18 protein-coding genes are annotated in these 17,787 nt (G+C 70.3%); 12 read left to right on the forward strand and 6 right to left on the reverse strand.

Annotated features, from left to right (window positions below):
* Positions 1-10: 10 nt before the first annotated feature.
* The 6 genes from CCN51_RS22075 to CCN51_RS22100 form a co-directional block, all read right to left on the reverse strand.
* Positions 11-355, reverse strand: coding sequence for a VOC family protein (locus CCN51_RS22075; protein WP_014174198.1), 345 nt, complete (start codon positions 353-355; stop codon positions 11-13).
* A 1-nt stretch (position 356) separates the two neighbouring features.
* A complete protein-coding gene (locus CCN51_RS22080; RefSeq protein WP_014174199.1) occupies positions 357-536 on the reverse strand; it encodes a hypothetical protein in 180 nt (59 codons plus the stop codon).
* A gap of 100 nt (positions 537-636) precedes the next feature.
* The gene (locus tag CCN51_RS22085; RefSeq protein ID WP_106436321.1) at positions 637-2,361 is read right to left on the reverse strand and encodes a protein kinase domain-containing protein; all 1,725 of its coding nucleotides are present in this window, start codon (positions 2,359-2,361) and stop codon (positions 637-639) included.
* 27 nt (positions 2,362-2,388) lie between these two features.
* Positions 2,389-3,171 (reverse strand): polysaccharide lyase family 7 protein, encoded by a 783-nt coding sequence (locus CCN51_RS22090; RefSeq protein WP_014174201.1) that lies wholly within the window; start codon positions 3,169-3,171, stop codon positions 2,389-2,391.
* Between the two features lie 201 nt (positions 3,172-3,372).
* Entirely contained in the window at positions 3,373-3,897 is a 525-nt protein-coding gene (locus tag CCN51_RS22095) for a hypothetical protein (protein ID WP_014174202.1), read from the reverse strand.
* A gap of 153 nt (positions 3,898-4,050) precedes the next feature.
* Positions 4,051-5,409: an MFS transporter gene (locus CCN51_RS22100; RefSeq protein ID WP_014174203.1), complete on the reverse strand. Its 1,359-nt coding sequence runs from the start codon at positions 5,407-5,409 to the stop codon at positions 4,051-4,053.
* 566 nt (positions 5,410-5,975) lie between these two features.
* Between CCN51_RS22100 and CCN51_RS22105 the strand changes: the two genes are divergently transcribed.
* The 12 genes from CCN51_RS22105 to CCN51_RS22160 are packed head-to-tail and all read left to right on the forward strand — an operon-like array spanning position 5,976 to position 17,681.
* Positions 5,976-6,833 (forward strand): 2-amino-3,7-dideoxy-D-threo-hept-6-ulosonate synthase, encoded by an 858-nt coding sequence (locus tag CCN51_RS22105; RefSeq protein WP_078610344.1) that lies wholly within the window; start codon positions 5,976-5,978, stop codon positions 6,831-6,833.
* Positions 6,830-8,017: a 3-dehydroquinate synthase II family protein gene (locus CCN51_RS22110; protein WP_014174205.1), complete on the forward strand. Its 1,188-nt coding sequence runs from the start codon at positions 6,830-6,832 to the stop codon at positions 8,015-8,017. Before CCN51_RS22105 ends, CCN51_RS22110 begins: the two co-directional genes overlap by 4 nt.
* Entirely contained in the window at positions 8,017-9,411 is a 1,395-nt protein-coding gene (locus tag CCN51_RS22115; protein ID WP_014174206.1) for a class I adenylate-forming enzyme family protein, read from the forward strand. The genes CCN51_RS22110 and CCN51_RS22115 overlap by 1 nt, the downstream gene beginning before the upstream one ends.
* Before the next feature lie 57 nt (positions 9,412-9,468).
* A complete protein-coding gene (locus tag CCN51_RS22120) occupies positions 9,469-9,744 on the forward strand; it encodes an acyl carrier protein (protein WP_014174207.1) in 276 nt (91 codons plus the stop codon).
* Positions 9,741-10,064, forward strand: a complete 324-nt coding sequence (locus tag CCN51_RS22125) for an acyl carrier protein (protein ID WP_014174208.1) — start codon at positions 9,741-9,743, stop codon at positions 10,062-10,064. The genes CCN51_RS22120 and CCN51_RS22125 overlap by 4 nt, the downstream gene beginning before the upstream one ends.
* Positions 10,054-11,271, forward strand: coding sequence for a beta-ketoacyl-[acyl-carrier-protein] synthase family protein (locus tag CCN51_RS22130; RefSeq protein ID WP_014174209.1), 1,218 nt, complete (start codon positions 10,054-10,056; stop codon positions 11,269-11,271). Before CCN51_RS22125 ends, CCN51_RS22130 begins: the two co-directional genes overlap by 11 nt.
* Positions 11,268-12,206: a hypothetical protein gene (locus tag CCN51_RS22135; protein WP_014174210.1), complete on the forward strand. Its 939-nt coding sequence runs from the start codon at positions 11,268-11,270 to the stop codon at positions 12,204-12,206. The genes CCN51_RS22130 and CCN51_RS22135 overlap by 4 nt, the downstream gene beginning before the upstream one ends.
* Positions 12,193-13,899 (forward strand): class I adenylate-forming enzyme family protein, encoded by a 1,707-nt coding sequence (locus CCN51_RS22140; protein ID WP_014174211.1) that lies wholly within the window; start codon positions 12,193-12,195, stop codon positions 13,897-13,899. Before CCN51_RS22135 ends, CCN51_RS22140 begins: the two co-directional genes overlap by 14 nt.
* Complete coding sequence (locus CCN51_RS22145) at positions 13,896-14,450, forward strand: hypothetical protein (RefSeq protein ID WP_014174212.1); 555 nt, start codon at positions 13,896-13,898, stop codon at positions 14,448-14,450. Before CCN51_RS22140 ends, CCN51_RS22145 begins: the two co-directional genes overlap by 4 nt.
* A 3-nt stretch (positions 14,451-14,453) precedes the next feature.
* A complete protein-coding gene (locus CCN51_RS22150; RefSeq protein ID WP_014174213.1) occupies positions 14,454-15,383 on the forward strand; it encodes an NAD-dependent epimerase/dehydratase family protein in 930 nt (309 codons plus the stop codon).
* On the forward strand, positions 15,380-16,966 hold the full coding sequence (locus CCN51_RS22155; RefSeq protein WP_014174214.1) for an MFS transporter: 1,587 nt from the start codon (positions 15,380-15,382) through the stop codon (positions 16,964-16,966). The genes CCN51_RS22150 and CCN51_RS22155 overlap by 4 nt, the downstream gene beginning before the upstream one ends.
* Before the next feature lie 46 nt (positions 16,967-17,012).
* Positions 17,013-17,681, forward strand: coding sequence for a peptidase E (locus CCN51_RS22160; protein ID WP_043486247.1), 669 nt, complete (start codon positions 17,013-17,015; stop codon positions 17,679-17,681).
* Positions 17,682-17,787 lie beyond the last annotated feature (106 nt).

Below are 17,787 nucleotides of genomic sequence, written 5' to 3' on the forward strand. Positions count from 1 at the left end.
GTCGCTGTGGTCAGTCCTTGGCGGGAGCTTGGAGGCTCCATAGACGCCCGTCGGCGTCGCGGACGGTCATCTCCTGGGTCCCGTAGTGGGTGTCCTCGAACGGCGTGACCACCTCGACGGCAGGATCAGGACGGAACCCCTCTGCATCCGGCACCTTCAGCACGATCTGCATCTGGGGCTTTCGATCCTCGGGGACCTCGGCGATGAAGAGGTACGGACCGTCGCCGTTGCGAAGCCGGCCGGAGTTGTGGTCGGTGGAGAACTCCAGTTCGAAGCCCAGCGCCTGGAAGAACTTCGCGGCCTTGCCCCAGTTGTGCGTCTCCAGGAACACGGCCTCGATTCCCTCGGTCGTCATGTCAGATCTCCTTCTCCGTCGATGACTGTTGCTGCCGCTGGGCGTCGTCGAGATAGGCGCGCAGCGCGTCGGCGACCAGCGCCGACAGCGACGAGCCCGACTCGATGGCGCGGTACTTGACCTGCTTGATCAGCCCGATCGGCAGGTACACGTTGAACTGCTTGACTTCCTCATCACCCACGAGTGCGATGCTAGCATCCTAGCAAGCTAGCCACACCTCGAGACAGGGCTGCTCCTCGACCCAGTTCACAAACTGGGTCGATAGAAGAGGAATCAGCCCGTCAGCCGGGCGGCAGCGCGGCGGCGGCCGAACCGGCGAGCTCGGTGGCCAGTTCGCAGGGCCTGCCCTTGCGGCCCGCCCCCTTGAGGACGAGGGCGACCCGTTCGGTCCCCGTCACCCGGTCCACGCCGGTGTAGTGGCGGTAGACCACCTCGACGCGGCAGCTCCCCGGGCCCTCGTGCTCCGGCAGAACGATGGCCTGGCGATTATCGCCGAGCCGAGTCGACCGGGCGTTCTTGTCGGTCGGCAGGCCGCCCTGGTCGAACCGCAAGTCCACCTCGAACTCGCTGGTGGTGCTCTTCCACTGGCAGTCCCAGCGGCCGAATCCGACGTCCGGGTCCTTGGCGTCGATACCGGGCACCTTCTCCAGCGCCTTCGCGTCGAGCAGCGTGCACGCGTCCTGTTGTGCCAGCGAATTGGCCGGGAAGCCCGGGGAACGCCGGGGGATCTCACCGCGGTTGAGCACCTTGACCGCGATGCCCGCCGCGACATCCGCGGTGTCGCACAGCGGCTGCTTGATCCCGGCAGGCTGTCTGGCGGCCGCGGTGACCCGAAGGCTGTTGCCGCGAGCGCCGGACACCGCCATGGCCCGCTCGCATGCGTCGCCCTCTGCAGTGCGCTCCACGACGGTGACCCTGCCGGTGGTCTTCCTCGCCACTCCCTCCGGCAACGGGTCGGCGTCGAGTTCCACCCGCACATCCACGACGTCCTCGCCGTGCTCCTTCAGGATGACGTCGCACCGGTTGAAGTTGCCCTCGTCACCGTCCAGTTCGGCCTCCTCGTACCGGCCGAACACGGTGGCGTCCAGCAAGGCGCAGGGGTCGGCCGTACGGGGGTCGCCGATGAAGCCCGAGGCGCTGGGGCGCGTGGCGCCACCCGCCGGCGGGGTGGGTTTGTCCGCGTCGGCTTCGCCACCGAGGCGCATCACGATGAACGGAACGGCGATGGCCAGTGCCGTGCCGGCGGTGACACCGGCCGTGAGCAGCGGTCGGCGCCGGATGAGGGTCGTCGTCCGGCGCCGCTGTCCGCCCGGCGGGTCCGCGACGTCGGCAACGGTGTCCGTATAGGGCTTGGTCACCGAGGTCAGCGGGAGGGTCGGAAGCTGGTCCGGCGATCCCACGATGCCCGCCAGCGCGTTGAGCGACTCGACGGCGGTGGGACGGGTCCTGGGGTCGTGCTGGAGCATCGCGGTGAGCACCCCGCCGAGCGGCCCGACCTGGGGGCCTATGGCCTCCAGCCGGACCGCGCGTCCGGGGCCGCGCAGCGGCGGAGTCCCCGTGACCAGCCAGTGCAGGGTGGCGCCGAGGGAGAACACGTCGGACGCCCGCTCGGGCGCTGCCCGGAACGCCTCGGGGGCGGCGTAGGCCGGGGTGAGGCTGATCGGTCCGTTGGGCGTGATCGTCTCACTGCCGTCCACCCGGTACGCGGCGCCGAAGTCGGCCAGCTTGGCCACTCTGTCGTGAGTGATGACGATATTGCCGGGCTTGACGTCGCAGTGCACGATCCCCTTGGCGTGCAGGGCCGCCAGCGCGGCCCCGATCTGGGCGCCGATATGCGCCGCGAGTTGCGGGACCATCTTCACCGGGACGTCCAGGCTCCCGCCGGTCACATGCTCCATCACCAGCCAGAACGTGGCCTTCTTGCCCTTGCCCGCGCGGACGGCGTCGTAAAGGGTGACCACATGCGGATGGCTGAACTTCGCCAGCGCGCGTGCTTCGGCCAGCAGTTGGCGCCCGGCACCGTGACCTTCTGACTAGGAGTGGGTGACCTTGATGCTGGATATCTGGACCTCGCCGTAGTTGTCACGGTCGCACGGGTCCGAGTTGCCGCAGTTGGCCTGCGTATAGGCCCCCGCCTTGAAGTAGTTGGTGTCGCCGTCGTACGAGATCGTGGTCTCCCGGTGCCCGTTGTAGTACACGTCGATCTTCCCGCCCCGCGCCACGAACTTGGCCTCGAACTCGGTGCCCAGCGCGTAGTCGTCGGTGACGAGGTGGTGGCGGGAGTCGTCACCGTCGGTGATGTAGAGCTTGCGGCCCTCGAGGCGGAAGACCGTGACATCGTCGTCACCGCCATGGACCTGGGCGCCGACCAGATGCGGCTTGTCGCTGGGCAGGGCCAGAAACGCCTCATTGACCACGAGAGTGTGGGTGCCCTCGATGGTCGACCAACTGGCCTCCTCTTCCCCGCCGTCCGTCATCTCCCGCAGCTCGGCACGCGGGTAGCTGGAGCCGCCCGTCGTCACGCCGTCGACGGCGGCTCGGAACCGGACCGCGTCACACCCCTCGTTGACCCGGAACCAGGGCTTGGCGGAGAAGGTGGCGAGCTCGGGCTGTGTGATCTCGGTCGGATCCTCGTCGTCGCCGGTGGGGAGGGTCACCTTCCAGTTGGTGAGGTCGAGTACGTCGGCGGGGTACGTGCAGCGGGCGGCGGTGGCGCCGTGGCGGGTGGACGTGTCGGCGTGCGCGGGGAGGACGAGGGCGGCAGTCGAGGCGGCCACGGAGATGGCTGCGAGGACGATCATGCGCATGCGCGGCATGTGGGGTCTTCCTTCCTGAGCGAGGAGGACAAGCGCGACCGTCATTTCCCCCGAAACATGGAGACGTCGTCGCACTGATCCCTCTGGCGCGGAACGGGCGTGGGTCGTTCGCCATTGTTCGCCGCCGTCACCGGGACGGGTCCCGGTGACGGCGGCGACACTCCGTGGCGCGACCCCGACCACACGCGGCCGCGGCCGGGGTCAGCCGGCCAGCTTCACCTTGGTCGCCTTGGCCACCTCACAGGTCTGCGGCATCGCGGCGGAGTCGCCCTTCCAGGCGGCGGACGCGAGTGCGCTCTTCCGGGCTCCGGCCTGGACGGGCTGATCGGTGAGGGTGGCGTAGACCTCCTTGTCGGGGTGCGCGGAGTTCAGAAAGCGGACCTTGACGGTGTAGGCGTAGTCCGCCGCGCCGTTCACGTTGTCGAGCTGGACGACCGCGAACAGCTTGGCCGCATCGCGCAGCTGGCACGACTTGATGCTGACCTCGACCTTGGACGTGACGGGCTGGGCGGAGCCGGATCCGCCGGCCGCACCACTCGCCCCGGCGGACGGCGACGACGTGGCCTTCGAGCCCGGCGTGCCACTGCTGCTCGCACTCTCCTTCCCCTTCTTCCCGTCGGCATCGGACGATGCGTCGTCCGAGCCGCCACCGGAGCAGGCCGAGAGGGCGAGGAGGGCGGAGGCGGCGAGGGCGCCGAACGTGGCGACGCGAGGAAGGTGGCGCATCGCGGAAGGTCCCCCGTCAGGACACAGGTTCGCCGGACGGACCGGCCGGATCCGTTTCACGCTACACCTGCGGAAATCGCCGCCCGCAGGGCGGGTGGCCGACGAGTTCGGCCTCGCTCGTGTCCGTGTGGAGGCACAGCGGACACAGACCGTCTAGGTGTCGAACTCGCAGTCGCGGGTCTCCGGCAGGGCCAGCAGGCACAGGAGGCTCACCAGACAGAGCCCGCCGGTGTAGAAACCGAGCACGAGCGGTGAATCCCACTGGCTGTTCAGCCAGGTGGCGATGGACGGGGCGAAGCCGCCGCCAAAGGTGTTGGCGAGAATGAAGGCCGCGGAGGCGCCGGTGTAGCGAAGCCGGGCGGGGAACAGTTCGGCGAGGAACGCCGCCACCGGAGAGAACATCAGCGCGAGCAGCACGAGTCCGACCGTATAGGCGCCGGTGATCGTCAGGGCGTCGCGCGAGCTCAGCGAGGCGTACATGGGCACGGCCCATAACACGCAGCCGACGGCTCCGGTCAGCATCACCGGGCGGCGGCCGACCCGGTCGGCGAGCCTGGCGGCCGGGACGGTGATGGCGATTCCGGCCGCGGCGCCGACGCTCGCGGCGGTCAGCATCGTGTTCTGGGGAATGTCGAGTGACTTCGGCCCGTACGAGATGCTGTAGACGATCGTCAGGTAGTAGACGGCTGAGCCACCGAGCGCCGCGCCGACGCCGAGGAGCAGCCGACCGGGATGCTGTTGGAGAAGGACACCGAGCGGAAAGCGGGACATGGGCGTCGGCGCCGGCGTTGTACGGGTGGCCGCCGGGCTGAACACGGGTGACTCGGAGACCGTCGTACGCACCCACAGGCCGATCAGGACGAGGACGGTGCTGAGCAGGAAGGGGATCCGCCAGGCGCCGTGCGTGAAGCCGTCCCGGCCGGCGAGGTGGAGGGTGGGCAGGATGACGGCGCTGGACAGCAGGAAGCCGAGCGAGGGGCCGGCCTGGGGAATGGACGCATACAGCGCGCGGCGCCCGGGTGGCGCGTGTTCCACGGAGAGCAGTACCGCGCCACCCCACTCGCCTCCCATGCTCACGCCCTGCAGCAGCCGGAGCGTCACCAGCAGGACGGGAGCGAGGAGTCCCGCGGTCTCGTACGTCGGCAACAGTCCGACGCCCACCGTTGCCACGCCCATCAGCAACAGCGAGGTGACCAGAGCCCGTCGGCGGCCCAGCCGGTCGCCGATCGTCCCGAACAGTACGACGCCGAGGGGGCGGGCCAGGAAGGCCGCGGCGAACGTGAGGAACGCCGCCAGGGAGGAGGCGGTGTCGTTGCCGGAGGGGAAGAAGGCCGGCCCGAGGACAAGCGCGGCGGCGGTGCCGTACACGGCGAAGTCGTAGTACTCGATCGTGGTGCCGATCAGGCTCGCGACGGCGATCCGCGCCGCCTTGCTCTTCGGTTCCGGCGGTGGAGCGGCGGCCGGTCTGGGCCGGGCGGTCTCGAGCGCGGTCTTGGCGGGGGAATCGGGCATGGGGGTTCACTTCCGGTATGCCCGGAACCAAACGGTCCGGGTCCAGATGGGGACGGCCTCGCATGCAACACGAATCGGAGCGGGGTGTCACTCTAAACCCCGAAATTCGATTTCGACAAGGAAGCCTGGTCGTCCGATTTAACCGGGGGATGTCGCGGGTTCTGGAGACGAATAAGCGCCTCTTTACACAGCTCATCAGCCATAAAGCGTCCGTTGCCGCTACATGGACACATCTCCAAAAATTACACAGAGCGCACCATGCGGCACCACCCCCACCACTTTCCGCATAACGACCCACCGCGACCACGACTCGGCCCCCATCCACCCGGTCGCGAGCCAATAAGTATGCGGAGTTCGGCGTAAAAATTCCCAGGCAGTCACACCTTGCCAACGGGCGATCACTCGGTGAATGCTGAGGCGGGCAAGAACTTGAAAGTTTCATGACCGCTCTTTTTCGGCCATGGAGGCCCCAACGGGATGCCGTAGTTCCGCTTTTCCAGGATTTTCACTCGAAGCCGCTGCCAGACCTTGCCATGCGGCCTCTGGGTATGGAAGGCGCATTACCCATGATGAAAAACGGCAAGTTATTTCGCCTAAGACGACTGTCGTTGGCGGGTGACGACAAACACCTGCTCGTGCCACTCGACCACAGCGTCTCGGACGGCCCGATCGTCCCCGCCGGCCAGTGGCCCGATCTGCTGCGGGCGCTGGTGGCCGGCGGGGCGGACGGGATCGTCGTCCACAAGGGACGCGCCCGCGCCCTCGCACCGGACATCCTCAAAAGCTGCGCCCTGGTGGTGCACTTGAGCGCCAGTACCGCCTGCTCCGCCGATGTCAACGCCAAGGTGCTGGTCGGCGATGTCGAGGAGGCGTTGCGGCTCGGTGCGGACGCGGTCAGCGTCCATGTGAACATCGGGTCGGACACCGAAGCGCAGCAGCTCGCCGATCTGGGGGCGGTGGCCCGCTCCTGCGATGCGTGGGGCATGCCGCTGATCGCGATGGTCTACCCCCGCGGCCCGCGGATCGAGAACCCACACGATCCCGCCCTGCTCGCGCATCTGGTCAATGTCGCCGCGGATCTGGGCGCCGACATGGTGAAGACCTCCGTCGCCCTGCCGCTCGACCGAATGGCCGAGGTGGTGGCCAACAGCCCCATCCCCATCCTGGCGGCCGGAGGCCCACCGGACGGCTCCGACCTCATCGAATACGGCACTGCCGTCATGGCCTCCGGCTGTCGGGGGCTGGCCATCGGCCGCCGGGTCTTCACCTCCCCCTCACCCGCCGCGCTGGTGTCCCGGCTCTCCGCGGTCGTACACGGCGGCAGTGGCGGCAGCGGCGGCGACGGCACCGAACCGGCGGCGCGTCCCGACGGACGGACCGATGACATGGCCCATTACTCGACGATGGTGGCAGGTATCGCATGAGGTTCGCATGGATCGATCTGCGTGAAGTCCCGGGGCCACAGCTCCAGGCGGTGGTGGACGCGGCCGTCCACACCCGGATGGCCGGGGTGCTGGCCACCGATGCCGAGCTGCTTGCGACGCTGCCCCCGACCGTCACCCGGGTGCTGATCCCCGGGAATCCGGCCACGGACACCGCGAAGAAGCCCGGCGCCAAGGAGACGAAGGAAACCAAGGGCGCCGACGATTCCAAGCAGACAAAGGCCACGGCCGGCGCCGGATGGGACGTCCTGCTGCGGACGTTCACCACCCAGGACGAACTCGACGCCCTCGCCGCGGGCAACCGTGCCGCCGGTGGCACGCCCACCGCCGGTTTTATCGACGTACGCGACGACCGCACCCTGCGGCTGTCGTGCGCGGGCGCCATGGCGCTGCCGTACACCGTCATCCACTTCGCCGATCCGACCAAGATCCCGCTGGAGATCGTGCTCGCCGCGGCCGAGTCCGCCGAGGGCAAGCTGCTCACCACCGTCGCCGACCTTGAAGAGGCGGCCATCGTCTTCGATGTGCTGGAGCGCGGCTCGGACGGCATCCTGTACCCGCCCCGCACCGCCGACGAGGTGTTCGCGCTGGCCCGGCTGCTGGAGGCCACCACACCCCAGCTGGAGCTGGCCACGCTGACCGTGGAGAGCATCCAGCACGTCGGGCTCGGCGACCGGGTCTGTGTGGACACCTGCTCGCACTTCGAGGAGGACGAGGGCATCCTCGTCGGCTCGTACTCCTCCGGGTTCATTCTCTGCTGCAGCGAAACCCATCCGCTGCCGTACATGCCGACCCGGCCGTTCCGGGTCAACGCCGGCGCCCTGCATTCGTACACGCTCGGGCCCGAGAACCGCACCAGCTATCTGAGCGAGGTGGGCTCCGGCCACGCCCTGCTGGCGGTCGGCGCCGACGGCCGCACCCGGCGGGTCGTGGTCGGCCGCGCCAAGCTGGAGTCCCGGCCGCTGCTGGAGATCCGCGCCCATGCCGAGGACGGGCAGCTGGTCAGCCTGACCGTGCAGGACGACTGGCATGTACGGGTGCTCGGACCGGGCGGGAAGGTCCTCAACGTCACCGAGCTGCGGACCGGCGATGAACTGCTCGGCTATCTGGCCACGGACAAGCGCCATGTGGGCCTGCCGATCGGCGAGTTCTGCAAGGAATCCTGATGAACAACACTGGCATGTCACCCGTGATCCAGAGGCTGTTCGACGGGCGGAATGACGACCTGCCCTACCTGACACACAAGCAGCTGACCATTTCCCGGGGAGAGTTACGGGAGCGGGTGGCCAAGCAGGCCGAGGTGTTCGCCGGATACGGCATCGGTCCGGGCAGCACCGTGGGCCTGCGGACACCGCCCAGTTTCACCCAGGTCGAGGTGTTGCTCACGCTGTGGCGGCTCGGCGCCCAAGTGATGCTCTTCGACTTCCGGCTCAAACCGGCCGAGGTGGAAGCTCTCTGCACTGCCTGCCGACCACAGTTCATGGTCCGGGCCGGTTCCAACGTCCAGGGGACGTCCGGCTTCCGGCCCGAGTACGAGATCGTCACCGAGTGCCGAAGAACCGGCCGACCGGCCGCCACCGGGCACCGGCTGGTCCAGTTCAGCTCGGGCTCCACCGGACGGCCGAAGGTGATCGGCAGAACCACCCGGTCGATCGAGGCCGAGGTGGCAAGGTTCGCCTCGATCCCCGGTATGCCGGGCGAGAGCGACCGGCTGCTGCTGCTCAGTTCGACGGCGCACAGCTTCGGACTGATCGGCGGGCTGCTGCACTCACTGGCGGCCGGTGTGTCCGTGGTGTTCGCGCCCCGGGTATCGGCCCGCGACATCCTGCGGACGGCGGTCGACCACCGGATCACGGCCCTGTTCGGGGTGCCGATGCACTACGAACTGCTCGCCGCCGCCATCGATCCCCCCGAACTGCCCGAGCTGCGGGTCGCGGTGTCGGGCGGCGAGATGATGCCCTCCGAGGTCGCGGCGCGGTTCACCGAACGGTACGGCGTACCGGTCGGCGAGTCCTATGGGACCACGGAGACCGGTGTGGTGGCCATGGACGTCAGCGGCGCGCTGCGGCCGTCGGTCGGCCGGACCGTACCGGATGTGGTGGTCCGGGAGCACGGGGGCGAACTCGACGTCGCGCTCGAGGACTCGCCGTATCTCTTCGACTCGGGCGGCACCCAGTTCGCGGACGGCTGGCTGCACACCAGGGACCGGGCCACGGTGGACGACACCGGGGCGGTCCGGGTGCACGGCCGCGCCGACTCCCTTGTCGTGATCGGCGGCCTCAAAGTGGATCTCACCGAGGTCGAGAATGTGCTCCGCCGACACCCGGGGGTCGAGCAGGCGGTTCTGGTCCACGAGGGCGTGACCGAGGCCTATGTCGCGCTGACCGCCGGGGACGACCGCCCGTCCGCCGAGGAGCTGCTGCGCTGGTGCCGGGAGCGGCTTGCCGACTACAAGCTGCCACGGGTGATCCGGCTGCTGGACACCCTGCCCCGCACGTCCAACGGGAAGCTGGTGCGTCAGGCCGCCACGCTGCAGGCGGCCGCGACGGTCGGAGGGTAGCCGGCCGGGGCTGTTCACACCTTCGTACGACTTTTCTTTCACGTGAGGATTTCATTCATGGACACGCCAACGCTGGAGGGCGAGATCCGCGAGTTCGTCCTGGCCACGGTCATCGACGAGATGAGCCTCCTGACGAGCCGCGACGGCATCACGGACGAGAGCCCGGTGACCGTCGAGGGGCTGGAGCTCGACTCGCTGAGCCTGATCGAGCTCACCCTGCGGCTGGAGTCGCGGTTCGGCGTAGAGATCCCGGACGCCGACATCGAACCCCTGGCCTCCCTGAACCTCGGCCAACTCGTCGCCGAGGTCGCCCGACGCGGTGCGAAGGCATGAGCGCGGGAGACACAGCGAGCGACGGCGGTCTCGCCCTGTCCCCCATCACCACCGACACCGTCCGGGAGCTGCTGTCGGACCGCAGGGTCTTCCCCGCGGTGCCCGCCGAGCTCGATGAGGACGCCGAACTGGTACTGGACTCCCTCGGGTTGGTATGGCTGCTGCACATGGTGGAGGAGCGCTACGGCCTGGTCGTGGAACCCAGCGACGAGGACGTCGTCGGGCTCACCTCGCTGCGACGGCTCACCGCGTATCTGCGCGCCGCCCAGACGGACCGGCGCCGGCAGAGGGCAGCAGAGGGCGGCGGCGATGAGCGGTGAGGTGACGGTGACCGGATTCGGTGTACGCACCGCGTTCGGCACGGGAGCCGAGGCCCTGCGGCGCGGGGTGTTCGCGGGAATCCCCTCGTTCCGGGCCACCACGAGGTTCGACACCGGCCCGTACCGTACGCCGATGGCGGGCGTCGCCCCGGACGGACCCGACGCGGCCTGGGACTGGGCGCTGCGCCATGCGCTCGCGCAGTGCGGCGCGGAGGCCGTCGACTTGGCGGGCCTCCGTCCGGGTACGAAGGCCGCGGTGCTGCTCGGCGTCGCCGGCGACTGCACCAGCGTCACCCGCCACTGGCGAACCGCCGCCGGTGCCACGCCCGGGCGCCGGCAGGACGTGGCAGCGGCCCCGCACTCCGCGACCGGGGCTACGGAGCGGGCCGCCGACGCCGTACCCGCGCACCTCGCCGAGCTGCTGGCCGGGCGGCTCGCGCTGACCGGGCCACGGCTCACCTTCACCAACGCCTGTGTCGCGTCCGCCGCGGCCATCATCCATGCCTGCCGGCTGATCTCCTCGGGCCGGATCGACGCGGCGGTCTGCGCGGGTGGATATCTGGTGGAGGAGGAGACCTTCGCCAAGTTCGACTCCGGCCGGGCACTGTCCCGCGACGGCGCGGTGCGCCCGTTCAGCGCCGACCGTAGTGGACTGCTGCTGGGCGACGGGGTGGCGGCCGTCGTGCTGGAGTCCGCCGAACACGCCCGCCGCCGCGGTGCCCGGCCGCTGGCCACCGTGGTGGGCTGGGGCGCGGCCACGGACACCCACCACATCGCCCAACCGCACCCGGAGGGTGTCGGCCTGGCCCTCGCGACACGGCAGGCGATGCGGCTCGCCGGGGACCCGGACGGGGCGGGCCTCGGCTATGTCAACGCGCATGGGACCGGCACCAAATACAACGACGGGGCGGAGACCCGCGGACTACGGGCCGCCTTCCCCGAGCGGGCCGAGACCATACCCATCAGCTCCACCAAGAGCACCACCGGCCACCTCCTGGAGGCCGCGGGCGTGGTGGAGTTCGTGATCACGATGCTGGCCCTGCTGGACGGCGTACTGCCGCCGACCGCCGGGTTCACCCGCTCGGCCCCGGAGTGCGACCTGGACTATGTGCCGAACCAGCCCCGTGCGGCCGACCTGCGCCGGGCCCTCACCGTCAACGCCGCCTTCGGGGGCGCCAACACCGCACTCGTACTGGAGCGGCCGTGAAGACCGAGAAGACGGTACTCCGCTCCCCCTTGGGCATCCTCGCCACCGCCACCGCGACGCTCGGCACCGGGCGGGACGACGACCTCCCGCTGCCGAGGCTGCCCGGCTTCGTGGAGTCGTCGTTCAGCCCGCTGGCGTACGAGGTCAGCAGGCAGTGCCTCACCGAACGGCCCGGGGACGGCTCACGCACCGCCGTGGCGCTGGCCAGTCTGATGGGCGACACCACCACCGCGGATCTGGCCAGTCGGCGCATGGTCTCCGGGCAGGTCCACAACCCGCTGCTGTTCATGCAGGCCACCGCCAACTCCGTACTGGGCTATACGAGCCGGGAGTTCGGGATCACGGGGCAGACGTTCAGCCTCTCCACCCTCGACGATCCGGTGACCGAGCTGCTGGCCATGGCGGATCTGCTGCTGGAGGACCCGGAGCTGGACCGGGTCCTGGTGCTGGGCGTGGAGCTGGGCGGGGGCGAACGCCGTGAGGCGGGGGTCCCCCCGGCCGATGGCTGGGCAAGGGTGTCCGACGCGTACCGGGAACTGGCCGTCGGCAGCAACCGCCCAGTGCCGCCCCCGTCGACACCCGCCGGCCTAGCCGCGGCGGTGCTGCTCGGCCGACCGGGCGCCGAGGCACCGGTCTCGGTCCGGTCGGCCGAGGCGTACGAAGCCGACCACGCCACCCACGACGAGGCGGTCGGCACCGAGACAGTCGGCACCGCGGCGGCCGGGCATCCCGGAAACATCCTGGGCCTGTTCGACCTGGCCGCCGCCCACCGGCGGCTGCTGCGGGACGGCGGCAGTCACCTCCTGGTGACGGAGCCGGGGGTACGGCGCGGCCGCACCGCGTTCCGGCTCACCGCCGACGCGGAAACTCCCCCGAGCGCGCCGACGGACGCGCCCGCCGTAAGGGACGACAGGGAGCCCCATGCTCATCACTAGGCAGGAGCGGGCGCGGATCTGCTCCGACACCGAGCTCGGTGCCGGCAATGTCCTGCACCGCCTCAAGGCATACGGTCGCGCGCTCGACGAGCCCGTGCTGTGGACGGACGGCAGCTGGCAGGCGCCGGACGGCAGCCGCCCCGAGACGCTGACGCTCGGTCGGCTGGACGAGGCGGTCGAGACGTACGCGGGCTGGTACGCCGCCCAGGGCGTGCGGCCCCGCGACCCGGTCGCCGTGCACACCTCCTCCAGCACCGAGTTCGCGGTGAACTTCCTGGCGCTGACGTCCCTCGGCGCCATCCCGTCGTTCGTCAACGGCAATCTGCCCCCGGAGATGGCCCGGGAGTACGTACGCGGACAGGGCGCGGTGGGCGCCTTCACCGACCGCGACCACCATGTCGTACTGTCCGGGGCCGGGCCGGGCTTCTGCGTGACCGCCGCCGAGATCCGGCCGGCCCACCGCGAGCTGCTGCCCCAGTCGTACCCGTACCGCCACGACCCGACCGACCCGGTGATCATTTCCCACTCATCGGGCACCACCGGGATGCCCAAGGGCGTGCCGCACACCCACCGAACGCTGATGTACGCACAGGTGCACCGGCTCCGCTACTCCACCGGCGCCGATATGGAGCGCACGCTGGTGGGGCTGCCGGGCGCGCACAACGCCGCGGTGGCGACACTGCTGTACTGCCTGCTGCTGCGCGCGCACATCAAGCTGCTCTCCAGCCAGCGCGGCGCCGATGTGCTGGACGCCATCGAGGAGTTCCGGCCCAGTACGGTGCTGGCCTTCGCCGCGACCTTCGGCGAGATGGCCGCGGCGGACCTGGCGGCCCGGGACCTGTCCAGTGTGCAGGTGTGGTTCAACACCGGGGACGCGGCGCACGAGGCGCATATCCGGGCCCTGGTACAGCACGGCAGCCACGAGCGGATCGGCAGGGACCTGCGCCGCACCCGGGTCGAGGGCTCGGTCTTCGTCGACGGGCTCGGCTCGTCGGAAGCCGGCTACTCGGTCTTCCACAACCGGCACACCAAGGACACCTCGGCCTACTCGCGCTGCGTCGGCAAGCCGATCAGCTTCGCCCAGGCCGCCGTGCTCGCCGAGGACGGCACCCCGCTGCCGCCCGGGCAGGTCGGCCGCCTGGGGCTGAAGTCGCCGACGCTCACCCCCGGGTACTGGAACGACTCGCTGACCTTCCACCGGCTGCGGCTGGGCGGCTACTGGCTCACCGGAGACCTCGCCTACCAGGACGAGGAGGGCAACTTCTACCACCTCGACCGGGCCCCGGACGCCATCCGCACCCGGAACGGGATCCTGTTCAGCACCCGCACCGAGGAGTTGCTGCTGCGGGAGCTGCCCGAGTTGGCCGACTGCACGCTCGTCGGGGTCGCCCCGAAGGGGGTACGGGCGGACTGGGACGGCGACGGAGAGGCCGAGGCGTACGCGCTGCTCCAGCTCACAGACGACAGCGACGGCGACGGCGACGGCGACGGCGACGGCGGCAGCGATGGCGACCGCGATGTCGACAGCGACGAGACGTGGACCGGACGGGTCAACGCCGCCCTCGCGGATGCCGGGTTCCCCCCGGTGACCCGGACCCTGCGGATGAAACCCGACGACGTGGCCAAGGGCGCCACGGGCAAGGTTCTCAAACGAGTGATACGCGACAGGTTCGCGGCCAAGGAGCACACATGAGCACGGCAACGGGTGAAGACGGGGTCAACCACCGCGCCCGGACACTGGAGGCATACCGGCTGTGGTGGCAGCACGACGCCAACTGGTATCAGGGGGTGGCCAAGCGATTCGGACAGCAGGTCGCGAACGAGATCAACGCCGAGGCGATGCGCAAGATCGCCCTCAAGGTCGGGCAGCAGGTCGCCCGGCGGAGCGGCGCCCTGCCCGACAGCGGTGACGGCGCCAAGGATCTGGAGGAGCTGCGCCGCCGGTACGACGAGTGCGGCGACCGGATGTTCCCACGGGAACTGCGCAACGCCGCCACCGAGGTGGCCGGCGACGATCTGATCGTGCTCACGCTGCGGCGGAACTTCGCCATCACCATGGTGCGGATGGCCGGTTCGCTGGAGGGCTACCAGTGCCCGTGCACCGATGTCCACGCGGGCTGGTCCGAAGGGCTCGGCGTGACCCTGTCGGAGAACCGGGCCACGAGCTGTCTGCGGGAGGGCGATGCGGCGTGCCACCTGCTGATGCGGGTGCGCACCCCCCTTTCCCCCGGTGCGGAGGGCTGACCGTTGCGGATACTTGTCGCCGGGGCGACCGGAGTGATCGGACACCCGCTGGTGGGCGCGCTGCGGGCGCGGGGCCACCAGGTGAGCGCGCTGGTACGGGAGGAGTCCCGGGCGAAGGCCCTGAACGAAGACGCCGACACGGTCGTGGTCGCCGACGCCCTCGACCAACAGGCCCTGCTGTCGGCGGTCTCGGCCGCCCGGCCCGAGGTGGTCGTCCACCAGATGACGGCGCTGCGACTGCTGCGCGACGACCCCGCGGAGGCCTTCGCGCTGACCGCGCGGCTGCGTACCGAGGGCACCGCCAATCTGGTCGCTGCGGCCCGCGCGGCCGGGGCCCGGCGGCTGGTCGCACAGAGCATCGCCTTCGCCGCCGCACCGGCCGGGGATCCGGTCCTCGACGAGGACGCGCCACTGTACGTGGACGCCCCCGACCCCGGCTGGGCCGCGACCGTACGGGCCGTCGCCGAGCTGGAACGGCTGGTCCTGGACAACCCCGACCTCGCGGGCGTGGTGCTGCGGTACGGCACGCTGTACGGCGCCGGAACCGCGTACGCCCGTACCGGCGGGACCGGGCAGGCGGTGCTGGCCGGCCGGCTCCCGCTCCCCGAGGGCGCGTCAGGGGTCACCTCGTTCGTGCATGTGAAAGACGCGGTGGGGGCCGCGGTCGCCGCCGTCGAGTCGGACGCCACCGGCCTGTTCCATGTGACGGACGACGAGCCGGCCCCGGCCACACAGTGGCTTCCGGCCTACGCCCGAGCGCTGGGCGGCCCGCCGCCGCGCACGATCCCGTCCGCGCTCGCGCCCCGGCTGCTCGGCTGGTTCATCACCCATCAGCTCACCGCGGCGCGCGGGGCGGCCAACGACCGGGCGCGTGCGGCGCTGGGCTGGAAGCCGCTGCGGCCGAGCTGGCGCGACGGGCTGGGCACGGAATGACCAAAGCCACCCAGCCCCGGTCGTGGGCCGTACTCCTGGTCGTGGTCTGCGCCCAGATGCTGATCTGGCTGGACACCTCGATCCTCAATGTCGCTGTCACCACCCTGGCCGATCCGGACCGGGGCCTGGGCGCGACCCCCGCCGAACTGGAGTGGGTGGCGAGCGCCTACACCCTGGTCTTCGCCGGCACCCTCTTCGCGGGCGGCGCGCTGGCCGACCGCTTCGGTCCCCGTACCACCCTGCTCGCCGGTCTGACGCTGTTCGGCGTCGCCTCCGGCGCCGGCGCGTTCGCCGGAAGCCCGGCCTGGCTCATCGTGGCGCGCGGCTTCATGGGCGCGGGCAGTGCGCTGCTGATGCCCGCGACGCTGTCGATCATCGTGCGGAGCACCCCGGCGGACAAGCGCACCCGTGCGATCGCGATCTGGAGTTCGTCCAGCGGCCTCGGCGTGGCCGTCGGCCCGGTCGCGGGCGGGGCGCTGCTCAGCCACTTCTGGTGGGGGTCGGTGTTCCTGGTCAATGTGCCGATTGTCGCCCTGTGTCTGGCGGGAGTGGTGGCCGTCGTTCCCGAGCTGGGCGGTGCACGGCGCCAGGTGCTCGATCTGCCGGGTCTTGCCCTGTCGGTGCTCGGTCTCGGCGGCCTGGTCTACGGGGTCATCGAGCTGGGCAACGGGGAGACCTGGTACGGGCCGCACGTCCTGCTCCCGCTGCTGCTGGGCGGCGCGCTGCTCGCCGCCTTCGTGGCCGGTCAGCGCAGATCCCCGGCGCCCAGCCTGGATGTGCGGCTCTTCCGGCAGCCCGGGTTCACAGCCGGGAGCGTGGTGCTGCTGCTCGCGTTCATGGCGCTGGCCGGGCATCTGTTCTACGCGGCCTTCTATCTCCAGGGGCCCTGCGGGCTCTCCCCCGCGCGCGCCGGAACCGTGATGATCGCCGCCGCGGTCGGCATCGTCCTGGGCAGTCAGGCGTCCCCGGCGATGAGCCGGCGGCTGTCGGCCCGGTGGACGGTCGCCGCCGGAATACTGATCACCGCGGCCACGTATCTCGCCTATCTGTGGTTCGACGAGCAGACCCCGGTCCCGACCATCGCGGCCCTGCTGCTGGTGCAGGGATTCGGTATGGGCCTGATCGGCACACCGGTCACGGCCGTGATGATGAGCGCGGTGCCACCGCATCTCGCGGGCGCCGGATCCGCCGTCAACAGTGTTACGCGGCAGGTGGGCGGGACGCTCGGGGTGGCGATGGCGGGCTCGGTCCTCTCCGGGGTGTACCGGGAGCGGATGGCCGATGCCACGCTGCCCGGCGGTCCTCGGGGGCTGCCGCCCGGTGCCGAGGAGCAGGCCCGGACCTCGGCCGAGGCGGCACGCTCGCTGGCACATTCGCTACGGCTGCCGCAGCTGGCGGAGACGGCCGACCGCGCCTTCCTCGACGCGATGTACGCGGCCACGCTCTGGACTGCCGTACTGGCCCTCGTCGGGTTCGCCGTGAGTGTCGTGGGGCTGCGTTTCCGGGAAGCGGGGCCGCAGAACATCCAGGAAGGACCGGAAGAACCACGGGAGGCGCGGGACGGCCAGGTGGAAACCGCGTAAGTGCCTGTTGTTTGCGCGCGCCCGTCAGTCGTGCTTGGCTCGTCCGATGAATTTTCTGTTGACGGCGAGTGGCCTGCGCAACGAGACGCTGCGGGATGCGCTGCGGGACATGCTGGGAAAGCCGTTCGGATCGGCGAACGTGGTGTTCGTTCCCACGGCATCAGTCGCCGAGCCCGGGGACCACGGATGGTTCGTCGCGGACATGAACCGGCTGCACGGCCTCGGCTGGCGGGAGTTCGACGTCCTGGAGCTGAACGGCCTGCCCCGGCAGATGGTGCTCGACCGGCTGCTCCACGCCGACGTCATCTATGTCGAGGGCGGCAGCCACTACCACCTCGCGCGCAGCATCACCGGCAACGGCCTGGCCGACGGCTTCCTGGAGGCGCTGGAGAACCGGGTCTATGTGGGGGTCAGCGCCGGATCAATGATCTTCAGCCGTAATCTCACCGGACACTCCGCCGACGTCATCGGGGACACCACGGACCTCCACGTGCTCGGCGCGACGACCGTGGAGCCGCCGTTCGGCCTCTTCGACTGGTATCTCAAGCCCCACCTGTACTCGCCGGATTTCCCCGAGCGGGACGACGCCTGGGCTGATCACATCGCTGCGCGGGCGGACTTCCCGATCTACTTCATCGACGACGAGACCGCCGTTCGCGTCAGGGACGGCAAGGTGGATGTCATTTCTGAAGGCCGGTGGCGGTTCCATCCGTGACTCAACGCGCGGTGGGGAGCCCCGGACAGGGCAGTGCCGCGCCCAGGGGCGCGCTGATGCGGAGCTGCCGGGGTGAGCACCTGCGTCAGGCGGCTCTACCTTCTTG

This window comes from Streptomyces milbemycinicus (genome assembly GCF_002154605.1).
In the GTDB taxonomy this organism is placed as follows: domain Bacteria; phylum Actinomycetota; class Actinomycetes; order Streptomycetales; family Streptomycetaceae; genus Streptomyces; species Streptomyces milbemycinicus.

Excerpts from the sequence above, each read along its gene's own strand:
- CCN51_RS22110 (WP_014174205.1), top strand. The coding sequence starts at position 6,830 with ATGAGGTTCGCATGGATCGATCTGCGTGAAGTCCCGGGGCCACAGCTC.
- CCN51_RS22095 (WP_014174202.1), bottom strand. The coding sequence starts at position 3,897 with ATGCGCCACCTTCCTCGCGTCGCCACGTTCGGCGCCCTCGCCGCCTCC.
- CCN51_RS22155 (WP_014174214.1), top strand. The coding sequence starts at position 15,380 with ATGACCAAAGCCACCCAGCCCCGGTCGTGGGCCGTACTCCTGGTCGTG.
- CCN51_RS22105 (WP_078610344.1), top strand. The coding sequence starts at position 5,976 with ATGATGAAAAACGGCAAGTTATTTCGCCTAAGACGACTGTCGTTGGCG.
- CCN51_RS22075 (WP_014174198.1), bottom strand. The coding sequence starts at position 355 with ATGACGACCGAGGGAATCGAGGCCGTGTTCCTGGAGACGCACAACTGG.
- CCN51_RS22100 (WP_014174203.1), bottom strand. The coding sequence starts at position 5,409 with ATGCCCGATTCCCCCGCCAAGACCGCGCTCGAGACCGCCCGGCCCAGA.
- CCN51_RS22120 (WP_014174207.1), top strand. The coding sequence starts at position 9,469 with ATGGACACGCCAACGCTGGAGGGCGAGATCCGCGAGTTCGTCCTGGCC.
- CCN51_RS22125 (WP_014174208.1), top strand. The coding sequence starts at position 9,741 with ATGAGCGCGGGAGACACAGCGAGCGACGGCGGTCTCGCCCTGTCCCCC.
- CCN51_RS22140 (WP_014174211.1), top strand. The coding sequence starts at position 12,193 with ATGCTCATCACTAGGCAGGAGCGGGCGCGGATCTGCTCCGACACCGAG.
- CCN51_RS22090 (WP_014174201.1), bottom strand. The coding sequence starts at position 3,171 with ATGCCGCGCATGCGCATGATCGTCCTCGCAGCCATCTCCGTGGCCGCC.
- CCN51_RS22115 (WP_014174206.1), top strand. The coding sequence starts at position 8,017 with ATGAACAACACTGGCATGTCACCCGTGATCCAGAGGCTGTTCGACGGG.
- CCN51_RS22130 (WP_014174209.1), top strand. The coding sequence starts at position 10,054 with ATGAGCGGTGAGGTGACGGTGACCGGATTCGGTGTACGCACCGCGTTC.
- CCN51_RS22160 (WP_043486247.1), top strand. The coding sequence starts at position 17,013 with ATGAATTTTCTGTTGACGGCGAGTGGCCTGCGCAACGAGACGCTGCGG.
- CCN51_RS22145 (WP_014174212.1), top strand. The coding sequence starts at position 13,896 with ATGAGCACGGCAACGGGTGAAGACGGGGTCAACCACCGCGCCCGGACA.